Consider the following 26,836-nt stretch of genomic DNA (forward strand, 5'->3'; position numbering starts at 1 on the left):
GTCATAGCCGCAATTTATCCTTGATCGCGCCAGTACGCGATGCCGTACGCGATCAAGGTCATCGTTGCCACCGTCGTCGTCGCGATCGGCGCTTCTTGATTGCCGATCAACGTAGACAAAAATACAACCCAGGGCACAATGATAACCGCACCTGCCAACAACCACGTCCTGCCCTGCCAACCGCGTTGCATCAGCACGCCAAGCCAATGCACCCAGGGAATTAACAACAATGTTTGATCGGTAGTCGCGGTGCGTACCATTGTCATCGTCGTGACCAGCATTGCCAGTTCAATCGTTGGAATAAACGACATCACATCGCGGCGAAATGTTTTGACGATCCGATACACCAACATACCAAACAAGAGAATCGTGCCGCCAATAAAAAATGGCGTTGTCCATGCCAACGGCAAAAACATTTCCGATAACACTTGGAACGGCGGACCGACTTGAATGTAACCGGCATACGCGTTCACCGCGCCGACAAAATCACCGAACCAGCTGGGTAAGAGAATTGTTGCCGCAACGCCAAGCACAGCCATCGCGCTGACAAAACCACGTAGTACACGCCAACGTCGCTGCGCGATCACCCAGACAAAAATCGTGGTAAGCGCCACAACGGCAATGTGCGGCTTGACTGTACTGATTGCCAGAACCCAGCCCGCCCATTCGTCATTGTGGCGCGCGAGCAGAACCAAGCCAAATGCCATGCTAGCAAACACAAGCAAAGTGAATTGACCCAAGAACAGTCCACGCAAGACCGGATAAAAAGCCAACACGAACAGAATGAGCACGAGTAACTTGGGCGGCGTAAATCGCCACGCAAAAAAACGCGCCAGTGCGACGCCGGCGTTGAGCACAACTAAAACGAGCAACGCAATCCAAAACGATTCCGCCCACGCGTAAGACAGAGTGATGAACGGCAACGCAAAAAACGCGGCGTAGAGCGGATACGCAAACGCGACCTGGTCTTCGTCGGGACGCGCGAGCCGCCCGTACATGCCGATTTGAATGTCTTGCGTAACCTCATGGGAGTACGGATTCTGCCCGCGCAAGAACAGGGCGCGCGCGCCCATCCAGCGCGAGTAGAAATCATTTGCGCCGGGCACTTGCGACGCGACGCCAACGTAAAACGCGCACGTCAACGCGAGATACAGCAAAACAAGCGCGCCAAGCAACACTCCAAGTCGACGGGGTGGAGCCATTTTTGTCTATGGTTCCACCAGGCGGTAGATCGCGTACACATCGCGGTCGGCATGGAGAACTAGCAACTTGCCATCGGCATCCGCGCGTGATTCCACACCCAAACCGCCGTGCACTTGGCGCGCGTACCGCGTCGTCAATTCTTGCAACACTTGAACATCCTCCGCCGTCATACCGGTATAGCCGCTCTCCAACACAAAATTCAAGCCCCAGCGATTCACCAGCACGTACTCGTACCCCTGTGCGCGAAGCGCGCGCGCGATGCTCGCGGCATCGCGGTACTGATGGCGCAGATGCGGAAACAGATCAAGCACTTCATCCGGTTGTGTGACCACCGTATCAGCAACATAGTACGCACGCGGCTCCCACAAAAAGTACACGCGGGGTGACGGCAACGTGCCTAGAAATTGCATCGCGTCCCAGTAACCCGTCGGCGTGAGCCGCCGGGCCAGATACGTTTCGCGCGATTCAAAACCCAGCAGATGTGGAAAGGGATTCGCCTCAATCACACCGAGAACCTGACCGAGTAATGTCAACAACAGAACGAACAACACAATCCAGCGCGTCAACCGCGCAAGCGAAAATTGCGGCACATCGAGCGCGCTTAGTCGTTCGAGTGCCAGCGCGGCAATTAAGCTAAACGCGGGAAAAGCCGGGAACAGCAAGCGCGTCTGCTTCAAGCCATCCGAATAATACAGACCCAACAACCAAAAAGCAAACAAGACGCTAACGAACACGAGCGTGTGCTGGAGCGCGCGGTGGGTTGCCACACGCGCTTCTTTGCGCCAGACGAACAACAACAGCGGCAACACCGCGAGCAAGAGGGGAGTGATCGTTGCCTCGTACATCGCCTTGCCTTCTTGACCCAGGATTGTCGCTTCCCAGGGCGCGAGCGCCAAACGCCACGGCTCGCCACTAAAACCACTCACAGAGCCAGCATAGATGCGATTGCGGAATGCATCCCAGTAGCGCCCGCCAAAAAAGAATGGATAAATCGGATTACCCATAAATATCCAGTTACGCGCGTACCAGGGCAAAGCGAATACGGTTGTCATCGCAATCAGCGAAGCGAGATGCGACCACGCCCAATTCTTTTGCCGTACCAAATAGACAATTCCCATCGCCACCGGAACGATCACCGCGGTATATTTCGTGCCCAATGCCAGTCCGGCAAATGCGCCGGCGACCAGATACCATCCGATTCCGCGTTGTTCCGTCGCGACGAGGATCGCGTACAACGCGCCCACTGTGAAAAAAGCAAGCGCCGCGTCCGCGTAGGGCCACGTCGATACCAACACAAATGACGGCGCGCTCAAGAGTAGTGCGATTGCGCTCCAGCCGGCGCGCGCAGAGAAAAAGCGCTGGCTCAAACTAGCCAGCGCGCCGCACGTCAACAGCGTGAATCCAAGATGAATCAATGCGCTTGCGCCATCGTCCTTTAGTGTCATCGCCGCGAGATACAACATAGCGGTCAACGATGGATAATTCAGCGAGAGGACATCCGGCGGGACTCCGATCCGTCCCTGGGCAAGTGCGAGTTTGCCACCGAACAAATGGTACAATTGAGCGTCCCACGCGAGCGTCGGCGGCAATGTGGTGATAAGCGCGAGCAACAAGGTCGCCGCGCTAAAGATCGCGAGCACGCGCTCGAAACGCGACGCGATCGGAAATCGTAAGGCGCGCATATCGCGCCAGGTCGCGCGCGCATCGTGACGCACCAGAAACAGGGCGAGCAAGAGCACACTCCAAAATAAAACGCGCTGCAACCATCCGAGTAAACCCAGCGCGAACACGGCGAACGAAATCAAGCCAAGCCCAAGCCCCGTGCTCAAGACAATCGCTTCGAGTGGTGAGGCAAACTCGACCGCGCGCGTGGCTCGCCGACCGATAGTTGCGGCTAGGATGTACAGCGAGCCGGCAACAACGAGGTTTGCCAGTAGGTTGAGAATCGCCAGTGCGTTTTCGACGCTGAACGGCTTGTGCACGATGTAATAACTGGTTGTCACAACAAACAACCATCCAACGGCGACAAGAACGATAAACCAGTTGCCAAATGACTCGCGTTTCATTTGTCCACGCAAACCGTAGGTTCATTTGCGCGCGCGACCGGCACACGATGGATCAATTCCGCATAAAGATCAAACGCGACAAAAATAAACACGGTGGTTCGTCCAATGACACCGAGCGTATACATACCCGGATTATTGAGACTCAACGTAATTAGGGAATCCAGCAAACCTACAAAAGTGAGCACAAGCGATAGCAACAGCCCACGCCAATTTGGGTAACAGAGGAGGAAAAAGGGAATGACCAACGTCGCCCATTGCGGACTCCACCCTTTGCTCCAGAGAAGAAACAACATCAACACAACTCCGGTAAACACGAGCACTTGCCGCGGATTGGCAGGATCAACCGGGCGCGTAAACACAATCAAGAAGAGTGCGCCGAAGAAGGCCAGCGTCAACCAACCCGGCACAATCGGCGGATTGTACACTGGCACTGCCGCCATCGCCGGATCAAAATGCCGCGGCATCAACCCGACATTGCCGTAAGTAAAGTTTCCATCCAGCAATGCCCAAATTGTTTCCCACGACGAAACGGACACAAGTGCTTGAAAGGAAGCAATTGTAAAGATCGGCGACTGGATAAAGAATGAACCAAAGATCAACACCACGATCGCGCAGAGTGATACTGTAAAGAGAAATAATTGTTGCCGCGTCGCAATGAATCGGCACGCTGTACCCACGAGAATCACCGGCGTGAATTTGGTGGCAATCGCAATGGCAAGCGCAAATGCCGCTGCACTGTTGCGCCCGGCGAGCAACCAGTAGAACGATTGCATGGTCAGCGCTACCAGAATCGGATCGGGGACATGCCACCAATAGTACGCCGGTAAGAGCAAGAGCGCGTAAATCCAACTCACACGCACAGCCGACATTCCATCGTAAACCCGACGCGCGATTCGGTAGACATTGACGAGCGTCAGAATATCGAACGGCAGCACGGCGAGTGTGAGCACACGACTGAAATATTCGAAATTCGCCTGTCCGAGTGATGTTAGTTTATAAACCGCAATGGCAAGATAAGGAAAAACGGGTGGATATTCAAACCAGAAATGAACGAATGGATAATATCCCTGTTCAGAATATCGCGCCATATCAAAGTAATACTCGTGTCCGAGAAAACCGCCGGTAAAAACACTTGCCGGACTAAACCAAACCATCATCAACAAACGGAAAGCAATAAACAGCGTGAGCACCATCAAAAAATCCGAATGAACCGCGAATTTGGCGCGCAACATCTTCCTCCTTTCGCGAACGCATACGAGTGTTTTTTAGGTCAACCAATTCTCAAGTATACGCGCGCGGACCACTCGACGCATCAATTTCACTTCGCGCCCGCGTTCGGGTTGTCACGCCACGTACGCCACACCCAGACCAGCATCGCATAGATGAGTAAACTGGGATAGAATTGCCAAATCAATTTCCACCACTGCTCGGTAGTCCCGCCGATGGCGAGGAGAAACAGCCACGACAGCCAGGGCATCCAAATCAACACAAGCCACCCCGCCAGACCCCATCGTACCGTGCGCCACTGCGCGCCAAGCCAAAATAGGGCGAGCAATAGCACGGTCAGATCGTACTCCAAGAGATGCGGAATAATCAGTAAGTTGAGACAGAGCGCGCCGATGATCGCTAGCCACGGAAAATCGCGCCGTGACCACAGATGCACTAGACCGATGCCCAACAACGCGAGCGCACCCGCCAACCACACAAAACCGGCAAGAGAAAAAATATCTTGCGTCATCCACGAACCGGGCTTGGACGCAAAACTTTGGGAGGCGCGGAGAAAATCTGGTACCCACCAACCAATTCGCAACGTCATCGCGCCGACCAACAATCCCAGTGCGATCAGAAAACCACTCACGCCATTCCAGCGTCGCTCCCGCGCCGCCCACAATAATATCACTAATGGCGCAAGTAAACTGATCGAAGGTTTGATCGTGGCAAATGCTAATAGCCCACCCGCCCAACCATCGTGCCGCGCTCGAATCAGCCACCACACGCCCAGTGTACACGCGACGACAAACAATCCGTACTGACCATTGATCACAGCAAGAAATGCCGGGCGATAAAAAATCACCGAGAGTAAAACTAGTCCCCAAGGTATTGGCGGCAATCGCGGTTTGATCCGCCAACTCCACACGATGGCAAGTGTGACTAGTCCAGCCCAATTGACTGCGCTCCATACCAATCCTGCCCACTCAACGGGCAACCAGGTCAATGGCAAGATGATGAACGAAACGTACGCGGGATAGTAAAAACCGAACGGATCATCACCGGGTTCGAGCGGTCTAGCGTAGATCAATTGCTGGGTCTCACGTAATACTTGAAGAGAATATGGACTGTCGCCGCGCCAGATCGCGCGCGTGGCAACCCAATGCGGATACACATCCACACCAAAGGGCCAGTACCGAAATTCCGACGCGGTCTTCCAATCCACCAATATACCCAACCCAAATAGAAAACTGATTCCAAAACATAATGCAATGGCGACCCAGGAAAGGTTGGTACGCATTCGGTTTTCGCTCCACCTACGGCGGTCGCTCGTATACCCGCGCCAATTGCGCGAGCGACTCGCCCGCGAGTTCGATTTTGTTTTCGGCAATCGCGCCAACACCCGCCCACGCGGCAAAGTTCAAATAGTCAATCGCCGCCGGATCAAAGCCCATCAGGCGCGCACACGTCGCATCCACCGCGAGCAAATCCGTCCCAACGACCAACGCACCGCTTTTCACCGCACCGCCAAACAGCGGACCATCGCCTTCCAACCCCACCACGCCATCCACAACCGCGGACGCACGCGTCGGCAACGAGTCCACTAACTCGGCGAGAAAAACCGGAATGCCGCGCACGTGCAGAGTGTTTTTGGGCCAACCGTACTTGATGCCGGGCACAATGCCGAAAAGATTCTTTACGCTTGCCGATATCGTCGTCCAGTGATGCGTTTTCAACTTCGGCATCGAGATGAACACATCCGCGTCCGCAATCGTCCGCGCGAGGAACAGCGTTTTCATTCTTGTGTAACCGTTCTTCAACGGGATGCTCACCAAGTCGTCGTAGTTCAAATCCACGAACGGCACTTGCTCGCGCGCGAGCATCGCCGCATATCCTGTCGCGTCGAGAATCGCTTGCGCGTCACGGCGAAACGCTGGTCCGTCGCCGACGACAATGTCGCGCGCGCCCTGTTCGCGCGCGAGTTGAATCATCGCTTGCGTAACACGCGGATGCGTAAAGGTAGGATGCGCCTCGACAAAATCCACGAGGTTGGGTTTCAGCACAACCCGTTGATCGCGCAGGTTCGGCGCGTTCGCATCGCGCCACGCGCGGCGCAGCGCGTCAAGCACATCCGCGTCGTACGACGGGCACGCGGCGAGCGCGACGCGTGCGCGCGGCGCGAACGTTTTCGTCGCGTATCCGCGCGCCATCCACGCGAGCCAGTTGAGTCCGACCGGCTCGATCGCCTTGGCGATATATGCCACGCCGCCGGCAATCGCGCCGAGCAACGCGAGACGAAGAAACGCACGACGCGATAGTCTGGAAATTGGAAGTTGGAAGTTGGAGAGTGGATCAGACATCGCGCATCACCTTCCAATTGCCCGCAATGCAATCGCGGCGATAAATGGATTGCCCTGCCAACTTCCATCGGCTTGTTGCAACTCATTCAGTCGCGCACGCGCGTTCTCAACTTCCAACATCCAATTTCCAATCTCCAATCTCCAATTATCCAATGCCCAGCTCGCCCACGCGAGTTCCGCCGGCGTGTTCAGCGTTATAAACGTGTCGCGCATGAATTGAATCGCGTTCGCAATGTGCGGTTCACGATCTGATTCACCGACCGCGCGCAGCGCCAACAACGCAATCGCCGTATCTTGAATCGTCGCGGGAACCGGTTTGCCGATCATCCACGGATTGCCGACGTTCCAACCGCCCCTGGCAATCGCGCGGTCACGCAGGTATTGCTCGCCTTCGCGCACACGCGGGTGAGCGCCCTGCCCTGCCGCATTCAGTGCGAGCATCGCGAGCGCGGTGGGCTGAACCCAGGACGCATCGCCAGATTGCCAGGGCCAACCGCGCAACGACGCGTCAATTCGTAACAATTCATTCGTCTTGTCGCGCGCGCCAGGGTCGGTGAAACGCAAGACCTCGACCTCCAGCAACCACGCGACGCCGCGCGTCACCGCGTCACGCGCGTCACCCGTCCGCGCGAGCGCCCACACTGCCCACGCGGTCATCCAGCCGCTTTCATCGTCGAGGGCGGCGATGCCCCAGCCACCATCGCGGTGTTGCAGTCCAAGCAAGAAATCGCGCGCGCGCGGATTCGCGTCGCGCGATGTGAGCAGAACCGCAGCAGTCGGTTCGACAAACGACATCGCGCCAACCCGGTAGCCCCAACCGCCGTCGCGATTTTGCGACGCGCGCAGAAAATCGAGTGCGCTTGCCATTGCTGGCAGAGTACTACGCCCACCCCAAGTTGTCAAGAGGAAAAAAGTTGGAGCGGGGGCACGCAATTGACATTTTGTCCGAGTGCGCTATACTTTGTCGCGACCTTGTCATTCCCGGTGAACAAATTGGCGACATTCCTTTTTCATATTCGATCTTTGAGAACATTTCTCAAAGGTCTTTTTTGTTCACGCGATTTCACGGAGCGAGCATGAGTTTCTACGGCAACGACGTACTATCCGCCGCGCAATTCAAGCGCGCATCTATCGAAAATTTGTTCGCGCGCGCGGACGAATTGCGCACCCAACTCAACGACAGCGCGCCGACACGCACACTCGCCGATAAACGCGTGGCGACCGCGTTCTTTGAACCGAGCACGCGCACCCTCCCAGGGTTTGCGGACGCGATACACCAGCTCGGTGCGCGGCTCGCGCCCTTCGACACCCAAGCAAAGAATTTCCCCGAGGCGCTGAACGCGCTCGCGCGCGACGTGGACGCGCTTATCCTGCGTCATCCTGAAACCGGCGCGGCGCAACACGCGGCGGACACAGTGAGCATTCCGATCATCAATGCCGGCGATGGCGCGGGCGAACATCCGACGCAAGCGTTGATTGATCTGTATGCGATTCGCGCGGAAAAGCGAACGCTCGATCATTTACGCGTCGCGCTCGTCGGCGATTTGAAGAATAGCGGCGCGGCGCACTCGCTCGCGCGCGCGCTATCGCTCTTCCAAGTAGACTTGTCGTTCGTCGCGCCCGCCGCGCTCGCGATGCCGCCGGATATTACCGATTACTTGCGCGAGAACGAATTCAGCGTCGAAGAAACAAACGACCTGCCCAAAACGCTGCAAAAAATGGATGTCGTGTACATGACCGGGATGCAACGCGAACGCTTTGCCGATCTCAGACAGTACGAGAAATTCAAAAATTTTTTCGTGCTCACGCGCGAACTCATCACGAATGCCCAGCCCAACCTGGTCGTGCTCCACCCATCACCGCACGGCGACGAAATCGCACCCGACGTGGACGCGTTGCCGAACGCGGCGTACTTTCGCCAAGCCGAGAACGCGTTATTCGTGCGAATGGCATTACTCGAAGCCGTGTTAGTTCCGTAAGACTTTGCGGTGAAAAACCTTGCCAAGGATGATCCGAAACGCGTTTCTCTTTGGCGGCTAAACCTTCGCAAGGTTGGCTGGCAGAAAATCCTATGCTGACCTTCCACATCTATGTGAATCGGAGTGTGCCGGGCACGTTGGCGCGCGTGCACCTGTCGCACTGTGTGTACTGCAATGATGGTCACGGCATTCATCCGCGCGCGTTGCGACGCGCCAGCCATTGGTACGGTCCATTCGCCACATTCGCGCAGGCGTACGACGCGGCGCGGCAATTCGCGCGCTATCGCACCAAGTGTCAACACTGCCGACCGCATCGCCTCACCGATGGCAAACCGCTACCAAGCGAGTTCTAGCATACTGGTTATGTGAGGATCAAATGAACCCAGACTTGATTGTTAGTTGGCATCACATCGGCGCGATTCAATTTGGTAAATTCAAAATGAAAACCGGCGCGCTCGCGCCGATCTACCTCGACCTGCGCGTGCTCGTTTCGCATCCAAACGTCTTGCGCGAATCGGCGCACGAAATCGCGCAAACGCTTGCACCGCTCGCGTTCGACCGCATCGCCGCGATTCCGCTCGCGGCATTACCCATCGGCACCGCGGTCGCACTCGAAATGGAACGCCCGTTGATTTATCCGCGCTCGCTCAAAAAAGATTACGGCTCGGATCGGCGCGTCGAAGGTGAATTCAAATCGGGCGAGACCGTCGTGCTGTTGGACGATTTGATCGTGACCGGCGCAAGCAATCTCGAAGCGATTGACACGCTGCAGACCGCGCGACTCAAAGTACGCGATGTCGTCGTGCTCGTTGATCGCGAACAGGGCGGCGTTGCCGCGGTGACCGCGCGCGGATGTATCGTGCACGTCATTTACACGTTCCGCGAACTCGTTCAAACGTTACGCGACGCAGAACGCATTTCGGAAAATCAGTTCACAAAAGTGATCGAGTACCTCGGCACGCGGTGACGATTGACGCCGCCGCGTACCTGCGGTAGAATCAGGTCATCTGAAAAGGAGCACGCGTATGAGCGCCATACCTCAAACGATAATCGAAACCGCGCAAGCAAAAACCAAAATCACCGGCGAAGAACTGCTCGAGATGGGCGATATTGGACGATGCGAACTCATCGAAGGAGAAATCATTAACATAGCACCGACCGGAGAAATGCATGGCATCGTTGAGTTCAATTTGGGAGGAGAAATCCGTGCGTTTGTCCGCCAACACAAACTGGGACGCGTCAGCGGCGGTGAGGTCGGCATTTTCATTCGACGGATGCCGGACACAGTACGCGGCGCTGACATTGTTTTTATCTCAAACGAGCGACTGGCAAATCGCGGTAAATCCGGTTTCCTCGACGTTGCGCCGGATTTGATCGTCGAGGTCCTGTCGCCGGATGATCGCTGGAATCAGGTCACGCGCAAACTCGAAGATTATTTTTCGATTGGCGTGCGCCTCGTGTGGGTGGTGGATCCAGAAAACGAAATCGTGCATGCGTACCGCGCGCTGACGGATATTCGCTGTTTCGGCATCGAAGACACCTTGACCGGCGACGACGTGCTGCCTGGTTTCACCATCTCACTCGCCGATGTGTTCGCAGAATAGAAAGCGACGATGAACGAAACAGTACTCTTTGCTTCTGCCACCGCGCAAGGACGCGATATTAGCGAAACGACGCGCGCGCTTGCAGAAAGCATCCTCAATCAAATCGGTCACCTGCCGGTGAATTTGCTGATCGCGTTTCTCTCGCCGCATTTCGCGCGCGGATCGGTTTTCGTCGCGGATAATTTGCGCGATGCGTTGCACCCACGCGTGATGCTGGGTTGCACCGCCGAAGGCGTCATCGGACGCGACGCCGAAATCGAGCGCGAACCGGCGATCACCGTCGTCGCCGCGCACTTGCCGGCGGTCGAATTAGTTCCCTTCGCGCTAAACCCCGAGGACTGGGACGCGACGCTCAAAACCCGCGTGCCCTTTGAGCAGACACTCGGCGCACCGCGCGATACGCGTTTATTTGTGTTGCTCGCCGATCCGTTCTCGACGCCAATGGACCGCGTGCTCGACGCGTTCAATCGCTTTTATCCCGGCGTGCCGATGGTCGGCGGCATGGCGAGCGGCTCGGCGCGCGCGAAAGGCAATTCGCTGTTGTTGAACGAGCGTGTGTTTATCGAAGGCGCGGTCGGCGTCGCCTTGCGCGGCGCGTTCGAAGTGGATGTCGTCGTGTCGCAAGGATGTCGTCCGATCGGTCGCGCGTTCACCGTGTCGAACGCGCGCGAGAATGTGATTTACGCCATCGAAGGCGAACCGCCGCTGCCGCAGATTCAAAGTCTGATCGAACAACTCGCGCCGAGTGACCGCGCGCTGCTCAACAACGGTTTGTATGTTGGGCGCGCGATTGACCCGACGAAACCCGACCTGGGTCGCGGCGATTTTCTCGTGCGCGGATTGGTGGGCGTGGATCACGAATCGGGCGCGATTGCAATTGGCGATCATGTTCGCGCCGGCGAAACGATTCAATTCCATTTGCGCGATGCGACGACCGCAACCGAAGACCTCGAAATGCAGTTGACGCCGCAAACCTTTTTCGATCAACCGAGTGGCGCGCTCGTCTTTTCGTGCAACGGACGCGGCACGCGCTTGTATCCGCATCCGAACGGCGACATCCAAACGATTCAAAGCGTATTGGGCGGCGTGAACCTTGCCGGCTTTTTCTGCGCGGGCGAGATTGGACCGATTGGCGGTAAAAATTTCTTACACGGTCAAACCGCGAGCATCGCATTGTTTCGTCCGGCAAATCCTACGTCGTAGTAAACGCTCGCCGCCGCGTTCATTCAATCGGAACGGAACGGCATCCGTTCCCTTCGACAAATCAAGCCCGTCAGGTTACGAAAAACCTGACGGGTCTTTATTCCAATGCCTGACCACACTCTTCGCGATAACCGCACGCGCGACAACGGAACGATTCGACGTGATGACGCGGCACGTCACGCGCATCGAGATCAGCGCGCATCGCGTCCATCACCGCGAGCAACTGCGCGCGCAGCGCGTCGGTAAAATCCACCTGAAACACCGCGTCGCGATACTTGAGCAAACCGTACGGCGGCGCGACGCGCTGCGTCTCTTCGATCAACAATCCGTACGCGGCGAGTTGCAACACATCCGACTCGCGCGGCGCGGACGCGCGACGATTCGGTTTGACCTCGATGGGAATGACCGCGCCGTTGTGTGTGACGATGTAATCCGGTTTGCCGGTCAACGCGTATCGTCGCGAGAAAAGCGGACGCTCGACCTTTTCCCACGCGCCGGTGTCCGCGTACACCACGCGCGCGCCGAATGGCAACCCCGTCTGCGCGCGTTGCGTCCGCGCGGCAATCCGCACGACGAACGCGGCGAGCAAGGCGATCACAACCAGCGCGGCAAGGAGACCAGCCATCGCGATCCTCAACGCGGCGACAACAGCGCAAGCGCAAACGCGACGGCAAGCACAATCGCAAGAATCACGAGGAGGCGCGACGCGCGTTCGAGTACGCCGACACGATGCACCGCGCGTCCATGTTCGACGTGGCGAGCAACCCCGGCTTGCATCTGGACGCGATTCGCGGACGCGACGCCGCAAACGCGATGCAGCCACCACGCGCGATGACAAAACATATACTCGCCGATCTCACTTGCACGGAGGACGCGCGAATCTTCTCCCACCATCTATTTCCCTCCCAACCTCTCCTCAAACTCGCGCAACCTGGCTTCGAGTTTTTCCTGCCGCGCCGCAATCGTCAAGTCGCCGCGCGTCCGTTCGAGCACACCACGCACCATGTCGGTGGTGCGGCGCAAACCGCCGGTCAGCGCGTCTGGAAAATCCATCGTCACGAGCAATGAGTAAATGTCTTCCATCGCGTCGAGCACTTTTTCGACGCGTTCGCTCGTATCGTGGCGAATGATGTCGAGCGCGTAGCGGCGCAATTCGCCAGCCGCTTCGCCGAGACCGTTGAGGTACGCCGCGTACTCGATGCCGAGCGCGTCCGGGTCAGGGATCGTTCCGCCGGTGATGAGCGACGCAACGATGTTCGCTTCGGCAAATTCCTTGAGCGCGTCCTGCACGTATCCCGCGAAATACAAATCGGGATACGCGGCAACGTTCGCTTTCATTTGCGTCGCAATGTCCTTGGCGCGTCCCAGCAATTGCGCGGCGTCGGCATGTTCGGCGCGATGCGTCGCGCGAATCGAAAGCGCGCAGTGACGAATCAGTTCGCGCGACGCGGCGAGCGCGGCGTCCCGCGCGGCATTCTTCGCTTCGAAACTGTGGCGAATCTTTTCGCCAATCGGATCAAGTGTTTGCACAAAGGTCTCCTTCTAACGATAGATGATGAATCCCAGCGCCGCCGCGCCCAGGATGATGAACACCGGATTGATATCGGTAAACGTGAACAAACCGAACGAGACAATCGCCAGCGCGAGTTTATCCCAACTCTGGGCGATCCCGGCGCTCCAACCCAATTTTTTCGCGTTCAACACCGTAAACGCCATATCGTACGCCGTCCACAACAGCAAGCCGACGACGATCGGGCGCACCGCGGTAATCATGGATTTGAGCGCGGGCAAATCCTTGACGCCGAAAAACGCGACGACCATCACCAACATCAAGATCGTCGTCGGCAAAACCGTGCCGCCCGCCGCGGCAACCGCGCCCCCAACCCCGGCGAGTTTGTAACCGACATACGCGGACACTTGCGGCGCGATGGGACCGGGCAACGCGTTGCCCAACGCAACCGCGTCCGCGAATTCCTCCGGCGTTGCCCACGCCACCGGCTCACTCGCGCCCGGCGGAATCCATTTCGCCGATGTCACTTCGCGTTGCATCAACGCAAGCGATGCCGGACCGCCGCCCCACGAAAACATCGCCACGCGCGTAAAGAGAACGAAAATGTCCCACAACAACATCGCATCCTCCGTTGGATTGATTTGAAATTTCGATTCTCAATATATCACAACATCGCGCGCGATGCTAAATTGCCGATACGCGCGTGAGCAACTCGATCTCACGCCAAGAGATTCACTCACGACCGGATTCTGGGGGGCGTCAAGTTTTTGGGTGGTGAAAAAACCTTGCGAAGGTTGAACGGCAATCCTATTTGATTTGTCGTCTAATCCTTCGCAAGGTTGAGTGTTCTAAAATTTTGACGGACACCCGATTCTGGGAACGCTATTGCAACGAACAAGCTTTATGCGTATTATGTGCATCACCCAATTTTGAAAAAATCGTGGGAAGAACACATGAGACAAAAACCTCGATGGCTGCATTGGTCCAGTCTGGTCCTTGCCGCCGCTTGCCTCCTCATCACACTCATCAGCACATTCCCACACGCGGTCAAAAGCCAGGCACCGATCATTCTTTCACAGGTTGACGCGCCAACTGGTCCGGTGCCCAATGATTCGCTCCGCGCTATTTTCTCGAACCTGGCGCCGAGCTCGATTCCGCGTGCCCGCGCGCCGCGCATTCCACCGCTTGGCACGACTATCGAAGGCATCCATTTCGATGAAAATGGTTCAAACAATGGCGGTTGGTATTACATTCCGCCCGACCCAATCGGAGCAGTTGGATTGAATCATGTGGTCTCAGTCGTCAACACGTCAATCGAGTGGCACACCAAAGCCGGCGTTCAACAAAACAGTCAACGCCTCGGCAAGATTCCAACGGGCAATGCGGTAGGCAGTTTCTTTGCGAATCTTGCGCCGGTGAACGGATTGTTCGACCCCAAAGTCATTTACGATCAATCCAACAATCGCTTTATCGCGCTCGCGTTGGAAAAAACAGATACGGCATCTGGCGACGCATCGAACTCGTCACGCATCCTGGTCGCCGTGTCGGATGATAGCGATCCGAACGGTACGTGGTACTGGACCGCGATCAATTCGATGCTCAATCTTGGTGGACTGGATCGCTGGGCAGACTATCCTGGGTTGGCGGTGGATAGTCAAGCAATTTATGTGACCGCGAATATGTTCGGCTTTGGAACCGGCGGAGCATACGGCGGTGCGCGCTTGTGGATCATCAACAAGACACCCTTTTACGCTGGCGGCGCGGCGTCCGTGAGTGTGTACGATCCGTCGGGCGCCGTAGGTCAAAGCGCGACAACGGCACAACCTACGCACATGTTTGGCACTCCTCCCGCCGGAGTCGGCACCTTTCTTGTACGTTATTCCGGCTTTAGCGATGGCACGAATGAATACTTGAGCATCATTCGCGTGGACAATCCTTTAAGCACGCCAACGTTTTCGCACCAATTTGTCAACGTGGGCAACATTGACAATACGACGATTAGTACCATGCCGGATGCGCCACAACCTGGAAGCGCGATGCTGATTGACACGGGTGACCGGCGCGCGCTGAACGTCGTTTGGCGCAACAATGCCTTGTGGGTGTCAACCACAATCATTCCACCTTCCGGTTCCGACGCCGGTCAAGCGACGGCACATTGGTTTCGCGTGGACACGACGAATCTCGCGTCGCTTGCGATTGCCGATCAAGGCAACGTGGGCGGCAACGAAATAGATGCAGCGGCGTACACATTTTACCCTTCGATTACGGTAGATCAATCTGGGAACATGGCAATCGGGTTCGCGCTATCTGGCTCGAACACATACGCGGGGGCGTACTACACGGGACGCCTCGCGACCGACTCGGCTGGAACTGTCCAACCGGTTCTGGCATTGGCAACCGGACAGGGGGTTTACGAACGCACCTTTGGGGGAACCAGAAATCGTTGGGGCGATTACAGCGGCGTCTCGCTCGATCCATCCGACCAAAATACATTTTGGATTTTCAACGAGTATGCCCTGACACCAGGCACGCCCATCAATGGCGAGACTGGTCGCTGGGGAACGCGCTGGGGTAGCTTTATTTTTTCATCCACGCCAACACCCACCCCAACCAATACCCCAACTAACACGCCAACCAGGACGCCGACAGCAACGAACACTGCGACAAATACGCCCACCAACACTCCCACCAACACACCAACTAACACGCCTACCAACACACGCACAAACACACCAACTAACACGCCTACCAACACCCCCACCAACACTCGCACTAACACACCAACTCACACTCCCACCAACACACCAACTAACACACCAACCAACACACGCACTAACACACCAACCAACACCCCCACCAACACACCAACTGCAACGTCAATCGTGACCAATACACCAACCGCAACATCCACTGCGACGGGCACGCCCACCAGTACACCCACCAGTACACCTACCAGGACTGGGACCCCAAGTGGAACTTTAGAATTCTACTATCTGCCGGATATTTCTAAATAACCAATCCACGACCCGGTAACGCAATCGTTACGCGTGTCCCTTCCCGCGATTCAATCGCCAGTGTGCCTCCAACCACCGCGAGCATCGCGCTGTGCAGCGCCAAGCCCTGTCCGCTGCCCTCGTCGGATATTTTGGTCTTGTGTAACCCAATCCCATCGTCTTGCACGACGATTTCAAACGCGTCGCGCGCGCGAACGGCGATTTGCAAATGCAACGCGCGCGCGGCGTCATCCTCGCGCCCGTACCGCGCCGCGTTGCGAATCGCTTCGCGCGCGGCGAAGAACAGGGTCTCCACCGTGAGCGTCGGCAAAGCGCGCGCGGCTTGCTCCGCATTTTTCTCGATGTCCCACTCGACTGAATCGAACGCGCGCGACCATTCCTCCGCGATGCTTTGCTTCAGCGCGCCGATGATGCCCAGTCGCGCGACTTCTGGCGCGGCGCTCGTCGGCATCTCGCGCAAGAGGTTTGACGTCTCGCGATGCGCGGTTGCCAACAAATCGGTGGCATCGCGATTTACATCACCCAGCGTCAGAATCGCCGCGTGGAGTTTCGGCAGAATGTCGTCGTGCAACACGCGCCGCGCGCGGCGGTCCAACAATTGCGTCTCGGTCATCCGCTGGCGTTGCAACGCCATCAACCGCCGCGCAAGTTCCGCGCTCGCGGCGGTGTCAATCAATCGTTCGCCGCTCGCGCGCGCGATTTCGATTTCCTCTTGTGCGTACAACCCGCCGTCGAGTTTTTCACCTAAACGCAAAACGCCGATCAACCCGCGCTCGCTCCACAGTGGAATCGCCCAGAGCGCGCCGCCATTGCGCGCCGGATCAATCGGCGCACACATCGCTTGCGCGGAATCGAATTGCGCGAGATCGGTCGGCGCGGGAAAGTTCGCCTGCTCCGGATACGCAAGCGCGGGCACGAGCGGCGCGAGCGGTCCGAGCGGCGCGAGGTGCGCGACGCGCGCGCCCAGCACATCGCGGCAGAGCGCGCGAAATGGAATCGCCGCGTCGAGTTCCGCGGGTGAAACCGGCGCGACCAGGTTGTCGTACAGACGTTGGCTTGTGACGAACGGTCGCAAATCGCGGATGTACCGTTCGCGTTCGAGGTACGCGCGCCACGTGAACAACGCGTAAAAAATCGTCATCAGCGCGAGCGTCAGCAAAACGATGTAAATCGTCTGCATGTGCGTGATCAAGGCAAACGCGATGACCATGCCATAACCCATCGCGAGAATCACCGCGCTGCGCCACTCGCGAAATAGACCGCGCCGCGGCAGGATTTTGCCGGTGAACAATTCATAGAACGTGATCGCCTGTCCGACAAAAATGATCGCGAGCGCGACGAGCAACGCGATGATGAGATCGAACCATGCGACGACGACGGTCATCGTGTCGAGACGCGCGAATCCGGCACGCAACGCGATAACCGTCCACGCGATCAACGCCCCGACCAAGCCGCTCACCAACATTAGCGCGCCGCTCGTCGCGACGAGCCACGGGAGCGCACGCGTGCGCGCGAGTTCGCTCATCGCGCGCGAGGCGGGCGACGCGTGACGCAACGCGTCGAGCGACAAAATCACGCAGAGAAAAATATCTAGCGCAAAGACGAGGAACAAAATCGGAACACCGCTGATTTCAAAGGTACGCGCGAGTTGGAGTCTGAGCACACGCGCAAACGTCGGCAGAGGGTTCGCGCCAATCAGCAACGCAACTTGTACGAGATTCAAAACTGAAATCCCAAGGAGCGCCGCGCGTTGATGCCAGCGCGGTGTGCGCGTCTCCCAGAATCCGGCGTACCAGAGCGTCACGAGGTACCAACCGAACGGCAAACCGCTCACCGCGAACAGACCCAGGTTCCACCACACATCGAGATTCGCGGACGGCGCGGAGAAACCCAGGACGAGGATGACGGTGTGACTGACGAAGAACGCGGTCGCGAGTACAAGCGACGCGCTCGCAAACACGATACCGAGCGAGCGTCGCTCGGCATTCAGCGCGACCGTGAGCGCGAGCCACAACAACAGAATCGTATTGTGAATCGAAACAGCAAGCGCCGACCAGTCGAGGAGATAAATGCCGGTCATCGCAATTCGTAATTCGTAATTCGTAATTCACGCGTCATAACTCAATCCATTCGCCGCGTTCGTTCATCACGCGCGCGACGCCTGCGTCGTCCCAGGTAATCAATCGTTCCGCGCGCGCGATGATCGCGGCGCGCGTGCGCGCGACCTTTTCGTCGGTCGTCGAATCGGCAAGCCCCCACTGCGCGTAGATTTGTCCGTTGATGCGGCTGATCGTGCGCTTGTCGCGGAAACCCATCCGCGCGGCGATTTGCTCGTTCGTCAATCCTTGCGCGAGCAATTGCGCGACGGCATGCTCGGCGGGTTCGAGCAAATTCATCGGCGAGTGTTCGTCCTTGTGTTGCACCTCGTGGACACGCGCTTCGATTTCCGGATCAATGAAACTGCGTCCCGCAACCGCATCGCGCAATAAGCCGACGATCATTTGCGGCAGAAGGTAATTCGATTTGCGAACGTACGCGTAATGACTGAGGATGCCCGACCGCCGAAAATCGCGATAGTACGCGTCGTCGTCTTGGATCGAATAAAAGACGATGGGCAAGCGCGGCAGTTCGCGGCGAAGCGCCATCGCGGTTTGAATACCATTCAACTCGCTCGCCAGTTGCACGTCCATCAACACCGCGTCCGGCGACGCATCGAGCGCGTATGCGAGCGCATCTTCGCCGGTCGCGCAATCGCGCGTCACGCGAATCTCGCGCGTCGCCTCTATCCCGGCTTTCAACGCGGCGCGGAGTTTTTCATTGTCCTCGACGAGAAGGAGGTTGAGCATATTCTCTCCAAACCCGAAGAGTCTCAGAGACCCTTCGGGTTTTGGCTTGAGTGTACCGCATTACCGCGCCAAGTCAAGCACTTGGGTGCAGTTAATTTCGGTTTTGAGAGGTAGCGGATAAAATCGGCAGATGTTAGAATATCGTCAGGTCGCCGAACAATTCTGCGCTGAGGAGAACACCATGAATCAAATCCAAGCATTGCAAATGCGCGTCCGCGCATTGCTCGTCTTTTTCATCGCCGCATTGTTGGCAGCGGGACTCACTGCGTTCCCTTTGGAATGGGAACTCGGCATTCTCGATCAAATCGTGCGCACAATCCCGGTTCAGATTCCGCCGCTGATTGTATGGGTTTCGCTCGTCAATCGTGGAATTCAAGAAACGTATCGCAACTATCCGTTCCTTGCCTATGGCACCGATTGGTTGGCGTTCGCGCACATCGTTATCGCGATTGCGTTTGTGGGTCCACTCAAAAACCCCGTACGAAATATCTGGGTCATCGAGTGGGGAATGATCGCGTGCGTGTTGGTTATCCCGCTCGCGGTCATTATGAATCCGATTCGCGGCATTCCGTTTTTCTGGACATTGGTGGATTGCTCGTTTGGTGTGTTTGGGATCATTCCCTTGTGGTTCGTTCGCCGCGACATTTTGCGCCTCGCTGAATTACTAAAAGGAAACTTTTAGAATGAGATTGTTGCTTGTCACCGCCGAAGACCCGCTGACGCTTGACGCGCGCTCACATGAATTGATCCGCTTTCCACAATTGACGATGCCGTTGCTCGCCGCATTGACACCGCCCCAATGGAATATCACCCACACGGATGAAATCGTTCAGCCCGTGGACACGCATCACCAGTATGACTTGGTCGGCATAACGGCGGCAACGCCGGGCGCGCCTCACGCGTATGCACTCGCCGAAGCATTTCGCGCGCATGGAACGCCTGTCGTGATGGGCGGTCCGCACGCGACACTGTTGCCGTACGAAGTAGCTAGCCACGCGAACATCGTCGTCGTTGGCGAAGCAGAGCCAGTGTGGGCACGCGTCGTCCAAGATTTTGAACGCGCAACGCGCTATGCCATCGGCACACACCTCATTCACTCGGAAACCGGCGCAAACGTACAAGTCCTGCCCAACGGCGCAAAGATTTACCGCTGTCCAACGCCAGCCCGTCTTGCCGGGTTGCCGCATTCTCGGCGCGACTTGATTCAGAACGGCGGTTGGAACAAATGGTGGGCAACCAAAATACCCATGATTGCCACGCGTGGTTGTCCACGCGAATGCGATTATTGCAGCATCCCCCTGATCTATCCGCAGGCGAACCGGATTCGCTTGCGTCCGGTACAAGAGGTAGTCGCGGAAATCGCCGCCAAACCGGACAAGGGCGTGGTCTTTTGGGATGACAACATCGGCGCCAATGCGCGTTACGCCAAAGAATTGTTCCGCGCGCTCGCTCCGTTGAACCGTTGGTGGACTAGCCAGACCACGATGGAATCTATCCGCGACGACGAATTCTTACAACTCGCCGCCAAGAGCGGCTGCCAAGCCCTCTTCGTCGGGTTGGAGAGCGTGAACCAATCCAGCTTGGATGGAACTGGCAAGAGGCACAATCACGTCGGCGGCTATCGCCATCTTCTGCAACACTTTCATCGTTACGGCATCGCATTGCAAGCCGGCGTCATGTTTGGATTTGACGGCGACGACCGCGACACGTTTGCGCGCACGGTAGACCTACTGGGCGAGATCGGGCTAGACAACGCGACGATCAGCTTGATGGCGCCATTCCCAGGAACGCCGGCGCTCCACAAACTTGAAACCGAAGGTCGTATCATTGATCGCGATTGGCGACATTACAATGGCAAAACACACGTCGTCTTTCGTCCGAAACAAATGACGCCCGACGAATTGATGGCTGGGTACGAATGGGCAAAGACCCAGTTCTATGCGCCCAGTCACATCATAAAACGATTGGCAATCAGCCAGACTGGGTTGTGGTGGAACATTCCACGCAACCTGGGTTACTATTTCGGGCTGACCAGCGAGGTTCATGCACGTGCTGCCATGCACCAACCCGAAAAGACGGAGACCTGGAAACTAGTCGAAGGAGCCGCCAATGGACATTGACATCATCGTCGTTTACATGCAACGATACAAACACGGACACGAATACAATTTTGTTCCGCCGATTACCGGCATTCATCTCGCCGCGCTCACACCCGCGCGTCATCGCGTTCGCGTGATTCATCAGCAGGTCGAGCGGATTGATCTCGATACGGATGCCGATTTGATCGCGCTGTCGTTCTTTTCCGGGTTCGCGCCCGAAGCGTACCGGCTCGCGCGCGAATTCAAGCGGCGCGGTAAACGTGTCATCGCGGGTGGACCGCACGTCACGTTTTGGGCAGACGAGGCGCTCGCGCACGGATGCGATGCGGTTGTGATCGGCGAAGCCGAATCGGTGTGGACGCAACTGCTCGACGATGCCGAACGCGGCGCGTTGCAGCCAAAATACTTTGGCACGCCAACCTCGCTTGAGAATCTACCGACGCCGCGTTACGATCTGCTCTCGCCGCGATTTTTCGTGCACCGCGTCGTGCAGGCGACGCGCGGTTGTCCGTTCAGTTGCTCGTTTTGTTCCGTGCCCGCGATCAACCCAGGTTTTCGCATGCGCCCCGTCGCGGACGTTCTGCGCGATGTTCGGTACGACGCGTTCAAGCAGGGGTGGCAACGCAAGGTCGTGTGGTTCTGGGACGACAACCTCACCGCGAAACGCGCGTACATCAAAGAACTATTGCGCGCGATGATTCCGCTGAACAAGTGGTGGCTGACGCAGGCGAGCATGGATATTGTGCGCGACGAAGAACTGCTCAACTTGATGAAACAATCCGGGTGCATCGGCGTCTTTTTCGGCATCGAGAGTTTCGGCAGCGAATCGCTCAAGGACGCGAACAAACGCCAGAACAAAATCGAGGAATACAAAAACGCGATCGCAGCGATGCACGCGCGCGGCATCGCAGTGATGGCGGGATTCATCGCGGGATTCGACGGCGACACGCGCGAGAGCATCGTCGAGATGGCGCAACGCTTGCGCGAGATTGGCGTGGACGTGCCGTTCCTCAGCGTGCTCACGCCGTACAAAGGCACGCCGCTCTACGAGTCGCTCGAAGCGCAGAATCGTTTGTTGCGCGAACGCGGCTGGCAGTACTATAACGGCTACAACGTCGCGTTTCAACCGCGCCAGATGAGCGCGAGCGAACTGCTCGCCGCCCATCGCGAGTTGTGGTACACCGCGTTCTCGCCGGCGCATATTGCGACGCGCCTCGCCCGACACGCGCCGCGTTTGCGATTCGGCGCGCAGTGCTTGTCGCTCGCGATGAATGGATTCTACGGACTCAAGGCGCTGCGCGGCAACGCGCCGATGGACGCGCGGCACATCGCCGCACCTACACGCATCGGTCCGTTCGTCGAGCAGACGACGCGCGCGTCCTCCGAGTTCATCGAATTGGTTGGCACCGCTGTGCGCGTCGCACAAGCGATGTAAACTGCCGACGGCCGACCACCGACCGCCGCGGTCTGCGGTCGGTCGTCGGCGGTCATTTGAAAATATCCGGGATGAGGGTGAAATGTTGAATACCAAAACGCGTTGGTTCGTCGTCGTCCTGTACGCCATCGCGATGGCGTGGGTCGAATCCGCGGTCGTCGTTTATTTGCGAACGTTGATTGATCGCATCGAACCGTATCAACCGAATCCGTTGCCCATGTTCGGCGGGTTGGGTCAAATCGAACTGGGTCGCGAGATCGCAACGCTCGTGATGTTGCTGACCGTCGGCGCGCTCGCCGGCAAAACCTGGCGCAGTCGGCTCGCGTACTCTGTGATCGCGTTCGGCGTGTGGGACATTTTTTACTATATCTTTCTCGCGCCCATGTCTGGTTGGCCCCGCTCTGTGTTCGATTGGGACATTCTCTTTTTGTTGCCGCTGCCGTGGTGGGGTCCGGTACTCGCGCCCGCGCTTGTCGCCGCGTTGATGATCGTCGGCGGCACACTCGTCGCGCGCGATGATGGCGGTCCGTCGCGTGTCGCGTGGCTCGCGAGTATGGTCGGCGCGCTGCTCGCGCTCTACGCGTTCATGCGCGACGCGATTCACGCGCTCGGCGCGGGTGAACGCGCGATTCGCAACGTACTGCCCACGACATTCGATTGGAGTTTGTTCGCGCTCGCGCTCGCGTTGATGGCGATGCCGGTGATCAGTATGTTGCTGAATTTGCCACGCGTCCGCGCAACCGCATTGGCGGATACGAAGTAAATCCTATTGACTTGCCGCGCGCGCAACCGGTATACTACCGCGCGAGGCAAGCCATGACCCATTTCCGAAACCCCACCGCGCGCGCACTGCTCGCGCTCACCATGTGTGCGTTAGCCCTTGTACGCGTCTCGCCTTCAACTTTACACGCCACGACCACGCTGTCCGACGCGTTCGTCCTGCTCGATGCCGACAACATCGCGATGATGGATCAAGCCGTCGCGTTCATCCGCGCGCAGGGCGGTCGAGTGACGGTGACGTTTGCGCCACATGCGTTGCTCGCGCGCGTGCCGAACGACGCGAACTGGGTCGGGCAGGCGCACATCCGCGCGATCGTCACAGACACCGCCGACGCCGACCTGATCGCGCGCGATTATGACGCGCAAGCCGAGCTTGCGGCGCGCGCGTGGAACGGACTGCGCGCGAAAGCGCGCGCGCCGCGCCAAGAACTCCCCCCTGGGAGTGACCTCATTAACGATACGCGCATCGCGTCCGATGCGCCGCCGCGCGGAGTTCATTCGGTTAGCGCACCGCCGTCAAGTTACTACACAAGCATGTTCGCGTTCGGCAGCGTCCAAGTAGATGTGTTTCTCGTCGAGAGCAACGGGACGATTGACGCGAACACTGAAAATTGGACGACAACTGCGCGCGATTCCGTCGTCAGCGAAATTACCGCCGCGTTGAATTGGTGGGTGCTTGCCGCGACGCAAGGCGGTCGTCCTTCGGCGAACCTGAGTTTCAATATCGTCTTTCACACGCCCTTCAACGAACCCAGCATCGTCGCGACCGGATACGAACCGATCAATCGCACTACCGACGACGAGGGCTTGTGGATCGGGCAAGTGATGACGAACCTGGGTTACTCTGGCAACTATTGGAGCGCCGTCCGTTCGTACGATCACGCGCGGCGCACGACATTCGGGCGCGATTGGGCGTACAGCATCTTTGTCGCGAACAGCATCAACGATAGCAATGGTTTGTTCGCCGACGGTTATTTTGCGTACGCGTACCTCGGCGGTCCCTTCATGGTGATGACGTACGACAATGATGGTTGGGGCATCAGTCGCATGGAGATGGTCGCCGCGCACGAGACCTCGCACATCTTTAATGGTTTGGACGAGTACGCGTCGAGCGGGTGTACGGACACGGAGACGAGCGGCTATCTCAACATCGCGAACACGAATTGTGAGAACGGCACGCCGGCAACGGAAACTTCGATAATGCGGAGCGCGTCGAACCAGCAAATCGCGTATCCCAGTTATCTCATCTCGACGCCGGTGCGCGGACAAGTGGGGTGGCGCGATAGCGATGGCGATGGCATTTACGATGTCGGCGACACGACCGTGCAGATGAGCGCGTCGCGCACGTCCACACCGCGCGCAGGATTCCCGATGACGTACAGCGGCAGCGCGACCGACATCGCGTTTGCATCGCCGGTGTATTCCGCGATGTCCGTCAACAAAATCACGCAAGTGCGTTATCGCATGGATGGCGGCACGTGGCTCAACGGCGTACCAAGCGATGGCGCGTTCAATTACTATACCGAAAACTTTACGGTGGCAACAGCATCATTGTCTGAAGGCGCGCATACCATCGAGATTCAAACACTGAACACCGTTGGCAACTATGCGTCGTATACCGATTCGTTTACGCTCGGCACGTCGAAATTGATGTTGCCATTTGTCCAGAAATAACGCACTAAACCGATAGTGTAGCATCGCTACCGAAACACCTCTCAATTTTACCGCAGAGGCGCGGAGAACACGGACGCTCTGCGAATCTTGAAAAACTCTGCGCTCTGCTTCTCGGCGGTGAATTAACAAAACGTCGGTGGGCTTGGTACAGTCTCGGCAAATCTGGAAATTTGCCCTACTCACGCAAACTGTTTCGGCACGCGCGCGGCAAATAGCACCGCACGGCGTAAACCGCGCGTATCGCCAAAGCGCGCGTGATTGACCCAGCCCAACACTGAAGCCGTAAGGCAATCGAGAGAAATGCGTCCAACAGCATACTCGCGCATCCGCTCGCACAAGCGGCGTTGGAACGCGATGCCGTTACGCCGCTTCAGCCGGCGATGCGTTGGGTAAATCGTAAATCCAAGAAACGGCATCCCCGTCGTAACCGGGCGCGCCTGCGCGGTATTTTCGTGCAAGGTCACGCGTAATTGCGCCAGGCGTTTGATGATCGCGTTCTTCCAATTCCACAAATTTGTTTTCTCGTCCGCAAAGAGCAAAAAATCGTCCACGTAACGAACATATCCCTCGCATTTCAGTTCCCGTTTTACAAAATGATCGAAAGGATTGAGATAGCAGTTCGCCCAAAACTGGGACGTCAGATTGCCGATGGGCAACCCGCGCGCGCGATTCACCGCGAACAAATCATCGCCGAGAAACCAGGTCATCGCGTACTCGTCGGACAAGACGCCGACGCCGCTGGCGAGAATCTGGTCAATCAGCCACAATACTTGCGCGTCGTTAATTTTCCGCGCGAGCGTCGCGCGCAGAATCGCGTGGTCAATCGAGGGAAAGAACTGACGCAGATCGCACTGCAAAACGTACCGATACCGCCGCGCGAATTCCTGCGCGCGATCCAACGCGCGATGCGTTCCCTTCTTCTTGCGATTCGCGTACGAATCGAAGATGAACGACCGCTCGAAAACCGGTTCGATGAGCTGGCAGAGCGCGTGATGGACGACGCGGTCGCGGAACGGCGCGGCAGAGATCAACCGTCGTTTGGGTTCGTGGATGTAAAAACTGGTGTACGCGCCGGGCTGGTACGTTTGGTCGCGCAGTTCGCGTTGCAACGCGAGCAAGTTGTCTTCGAGCCGGTACTCGAACGCGGCGGCGGGCGGCTGACCGCGCTTGCCTTTGGCGGCGCGACGGTACGCGAACAAAAGGTTATCCCAGGAACACAATTCGGTGTACATCGTCGCTTTGTAGCGGCGAGCGGCTCGCTCGCCCCCTACGCACTCACCTTGCGCCAGCCGCCGAGCAAGCGTCCGATCTCGGCAACCATTTCGGCGGCGTGTTGATATTGTCCGGCGGTCAGCCATTCCCAACGCGCGGCGTGCCGCAGATACAACCGCACCTTGTCGAGCGATTCGTCCGCGCGATCCAACCGTTCCAACCGCGCTTTGCCGTGCCGATAGTTCGCCTCGTTCAAGCGTTCACTCAAATCGAACGCGGCGTCGAGCAAGCGTTGCGTGAACGTGAAACGATGTGCGCGCGGAAAATGATTCGTCATCGGCAACAGCCACGTGATAAAATCGAACGTGCGCGTAAAGATCGGCATTTCGGCGCGTGAGTTCATTGGGGTTCTCCAAAAATTTGTAGGGGCGGGGTCATCAGCCCACAGACTGGGCGGGGTCATTCAGCCACAGACTGGGCGGGGCAAACCCGCCCCTACGTTGCCCACGCCAAGGCGTTTGCCCAGGGCGCGGACACGTTGATATTCGTCCGGCGTGGATAGAGACCTTCCAGGTCTGGGAGACCTGGAAGGTCGTACTGTGCGCGCGGACAGGACTTGACCGCGCTGGCTCTCACACCGCG

The 26,836-nt window shown here is 57.6% G+C and carries 25 protein-coding genes; 11 read left to right on the forward strand and 14 right to left on the reverse strand.

Annotated elements, in window-relative coordinates:
* Positions 1–14 precede the first annotated feature (14 nt).
* The 6 genes from HY868_19490 to HY868_19515 form a co-directional block, all read right to left on the reverse strand.
* Positions 15–1,202: a DUF2029 domain-containing protein gene (locus HY868_19490; GenBank protein MBI5304326.1), complete on the reverse strand. Its 1,188-nt coding sequence runs from the start codon at positions 1,200–1,202 to the stop codon at positions 15–17.
* Between the two features lie 6 nt (positions 1,203–1,208).
* On the reverse strand, positions 1,209–3,269 hold the full coding sequence (locus tag HY868_19495) for a glycosyltransferase family 39 protein (protein MBI5304327.1): 2,061 nt from the start codon (positions 3,267–3,269) through the stop codon (positions 1,209–1,211).
* Entirely contained in the window at positions 3,266–4,501 is a 1,236-nt protein-coding gene (locus tag HY868_19500; protein MBI5304328.1) for a hypothetical protein, read from the reverse strand. Before HY868_19500 ends, HY868_19495 begins: the two co-directional genes overlap by 4 nt.
* 86 nt (positions 4,502–4,587) lie before the next feature.
* Complete coding sequence (locus tag HY868_19505; protein ID MBI5304329.1) at positions 4,588–5,778, reverse strand: DUF2029 domain-containing protein; 1,191 nt, start codon at positions 5,776–5,778, stop codon at positions 4,588–4,590.
* A gap of 16 nt (positions 5,779–5,794) precedes the next feature.
* Positions 5,795–6,838, reverse strand: a complete 1,044-nt coding sequence (locus HY868_19510) for a DUF362 domain-containing protein (protein MBI5304330.1) — start codon at positions 6,836–6,838, stop codon at positions 5,795–5,797.
* Positions 6,839–6,844: 6 nt separating this feature from the next.
* Positions 6,845–7,705, reverse strand: a complete 861-nt coding sequence (locus tag HY868_19515) for a hypothetical protein (protein MBI5304331.1) — start codon at positions 7,703–7,705, stop codon at positions 6,845–6,847.
* Between the two features lie 209 nt (positions 7,706–7,914).
* Here HY868_19515 and pyrB point away from each other — a divergent pair, with 209 nt between their 5' ends.
* From pyrB to HY868_19540, 5 genes are all read left to right on the forward strand, one after another.
* Positions 7,915–8,817: an aspartate carbamoyltransferase gene (gene pyrB / locus HY868_19520; protein ID MBI5304332.1), complete on the forward strand. Its 903-nt coding sequence runs from the start codon at positions 7,915–7,917 to the stop codon at positions 8,815–8,817.
* 92 nt (positions 8,818–8,909) lie between these two features.
* Positions 8,910–9,170, forward strand: coding sequence for a hypothetical protein (locus HY868_19525; protein MBI5304333.1), 261 nt, complete (start codon positions 8,910–8,912; stop codon positions 9,168–9,170).
* 23 nt (positions 9,171–9,193) lie between these two features.
* Complete coding sequence (gene pyrE / locus HY868_19530) at positions 9,194–9,784, forward strand: orotate phosphoribosyltransferase (GenBank protein ID MBI5304334.1); 591 nt, start codon at positions 9,194–9,196, stop codon at positions 9,782–9,784.
* A 58-nt stretch (positions 9,785–9,842) separates the two neighbouring features.
* Positions 9,843–10,421: a Uma2 family endonuclease gene (locus HY868_19535; protein ID MBI5304335.1), complete on the forward strand. Its 579-nt coding sequence runs from the start codon at positions 9,843–9,845 to the stop codon at positions 10,419–10,421.
* 9 nt (positions 10,422–10,430) lie between these two features.
* Positions 10,431–11,624, forward strand: a complete 1,194-nt coding sequence (locus HY868_19540; protein MBI5304336.1) for an FIST C-terminal domain-containing protein — start codon at positions 10,431–10,433, stop codon at positions 11,622–11,624.
* Between the two features lie 97 nt (positions 11,625–11,721).
* Here HY868_19540 and cas4 read toward each other — a convergent pair whose 3' ends face one another.
* The 4 genes from cas4 to HY868_19560 are packed head-to-tail and all read right to left on the reverse strand — an operon-like array spanning position 11,722 to position 13,754.
* Positions 11,722–12,249 carry a CRISPR-associated protein Cas4 gene (gene cas4 / locus HY868_19545; GenBank protein MBI5304337.1) on the reverse strand — a complete coding sequence of 176 codons (528 nt, stop codon included), beginning with the start codon at positions 12,247–12,249 and terminating at the stop codon, positions 11,722–11,724.
* Positions 12,250–12,257: 8 nt separating this feature from the next.
* On the reverse strand, positions 12,258–12,518 hold the full coding sequence (locus HY868_19550) for a hypothetical protein (protein MBI5304338.1): 261 nt from the start codon (positions 12,516–12,518) through the stop codon (positions 12,258–12,260).
* Complete coding sequence (locus tag HY868_19555) at positions 12,519–13,154, reverse strand: haloacid dehalogenase (protein ID MBI5304339.1); 636 nt, start codon at positions 13,152–13,154, stop codon at positions 12,519–12,521.
* A gap of 12 nt (positions 13,155–13,166) precedes the next feature.
* Positions 13,167–13,754 (reverse strand): chromate transporter, encoded by a 588-nt coding sequence (locus HY868_19560; protein ID MBI5304340.1) that lies wholly within the window; start codon positions 13,752–13,754, stop codon positions 13,167–13,169.
* 333 nt (positions 13,755–14,087) lie between these two features.
* On the opposite strand from HY868_19560, the gene HY868_19565 reads away from it, so the two are divergent.
* Positions 14,088–16,148 (forward strand): hypothetical protein, encoded by a 2,061-nt coding sequence (locus HY868_19565; GenBank protein ID MBI5304341.1) that lies wholly within the window; start codon positions 14,088–14,090, stop codon positions 16,146–16,148.
* Here HY868_19565 and HY868_19570 read toward each other — a convergent pair.
* Positions 16,141–18,228: a hypothetical protein gene (locus HY868_19570; protein ID MBI5304342.1), complete on the reverse strand. Its 2,088-nt coding sequence runs from the start codon at positions 18,226–18,228 to the stop codon at positions 16,141–16,143. The genes HY868_19565 and HY868_19570 overlap by 8 nt on opposite strands.
* Positions 18,229–18,262: 34 nt before the next feature.
* The gene (locus HY868_19575; GenBank protein MBI5304343.1) at positions 18,263–18,994 is read right to left on the reverse strand and encodes a response regulator transcription factor; all 732 of its coding nucleotides are present in this window, start codon (positions 18,992–18,994) and stop codon (positions 18,263–18,265) included.
* A 181-nt stretch (positions 18,995–19,175) separates the two neighbouring features.
* On the opposite strand from HY868_19575, the gene HY868_19580 reads away from it, so the two are divergent.
* The 5 genes from HY868_19580 (at position 19,176) to HY868_19600 (ending at position 24,982) form a co-directional block, all read left to right on the forward strand.
* The gene (locus HY868_19580; protein ID MBI5304344.1) at positions 19,176–19,676 is read left to right on the forward strand and encodes a hypothetical protein; all 501 of its coding nucleotides are present in this window, start codon (positions 19,176–19,178) and stop codon (positions 19,674–19,676) included.
* A gap of 1 nt (position 19,677) precedes the next feature.
* Positions 19,678–21,114 (forward strand): B12-binding domain-containing radical SAM protein, encoded by a 1,437-nt coding sequence (locus HY868_19585; GenBank protein MBI5304345.1) that lies wholly within the window; start codon positions 19,678–19,680, stop codon positions 21,112–21,114.
* On the forward strand, positions 21,104–22,528 hold the full coding sequence (locus tag HY868_19590) for a B12-binding domain-containing radical SAM protein (protein ID MBI5304346.1): 1,425 nt from the start codon (positions 21,104–21,106) through the stop codon (positions 22,526–22,528). Before HY868_19585 ends, HY868_19590 begins: the two co-directional genes overlap by 11 nt.
* A gap of 82 nt (positions 22,529–22,610) precedes the next feature.
* Positions 22,611–23,291, forward strand: coding sequence for a hypothetical protein (locus tag HY868_19595; protein MBI5304347.1), 681 nt, complete (start codon positions 22,611–22,613; stop codon positions 23,289–23,291).
* A gap of 53 nt (positions 23,292–23,344) precedes the next feature.
* Entirely contained in the window at positions 23,345–24,982 is a 1,638-nt protein-coding gene (locus HY868_19600) for a hypothetical protein (GenBank protein MBI5304348.1), read from the forward strand.
* A 179-nt stretch (positions 24,983–25,161) separates the two neighbouring features.
* Here HY868_19600 and HY868_19605 read toward each other — a convergent pair whose 3' ends face one another.
* Entirely contained in the window at positions 25,162–26,340 is a 1,179-nt protein-coding gene (locus tag HY868_19605; GenBank protein MBI5304349.1) for an RNA-dependent DNA polymerase, read from the reverse strand.
* Positions 26,250–26,597 carry a diversity-generating retroelement protein Avd gene (gene avd / locus HY868_19610; protein ID MBI5304350.1) on the reverse strand — a complete coding sequence of 116 codons (348 nt, stop codon included), beginning with the start codon at positions 26,595–26,597 and terminating at the stop codon, positions 26,250–26,252. The genes HY868_19605 and avd overlap by 91 nt, the downstream gene beginning before the upstream one ends.
* Positions 26,598–26,836: the final 239 nt, after the last annotated feature.

The sequence above is a fragment of the Chloroflexota bacterium genome (assembly GCA_016219275.1).
GTDB lineage: Bacteria > Chloroflexota > Anaerolineae > UBA4142 > UBA4142 > JACRBM01.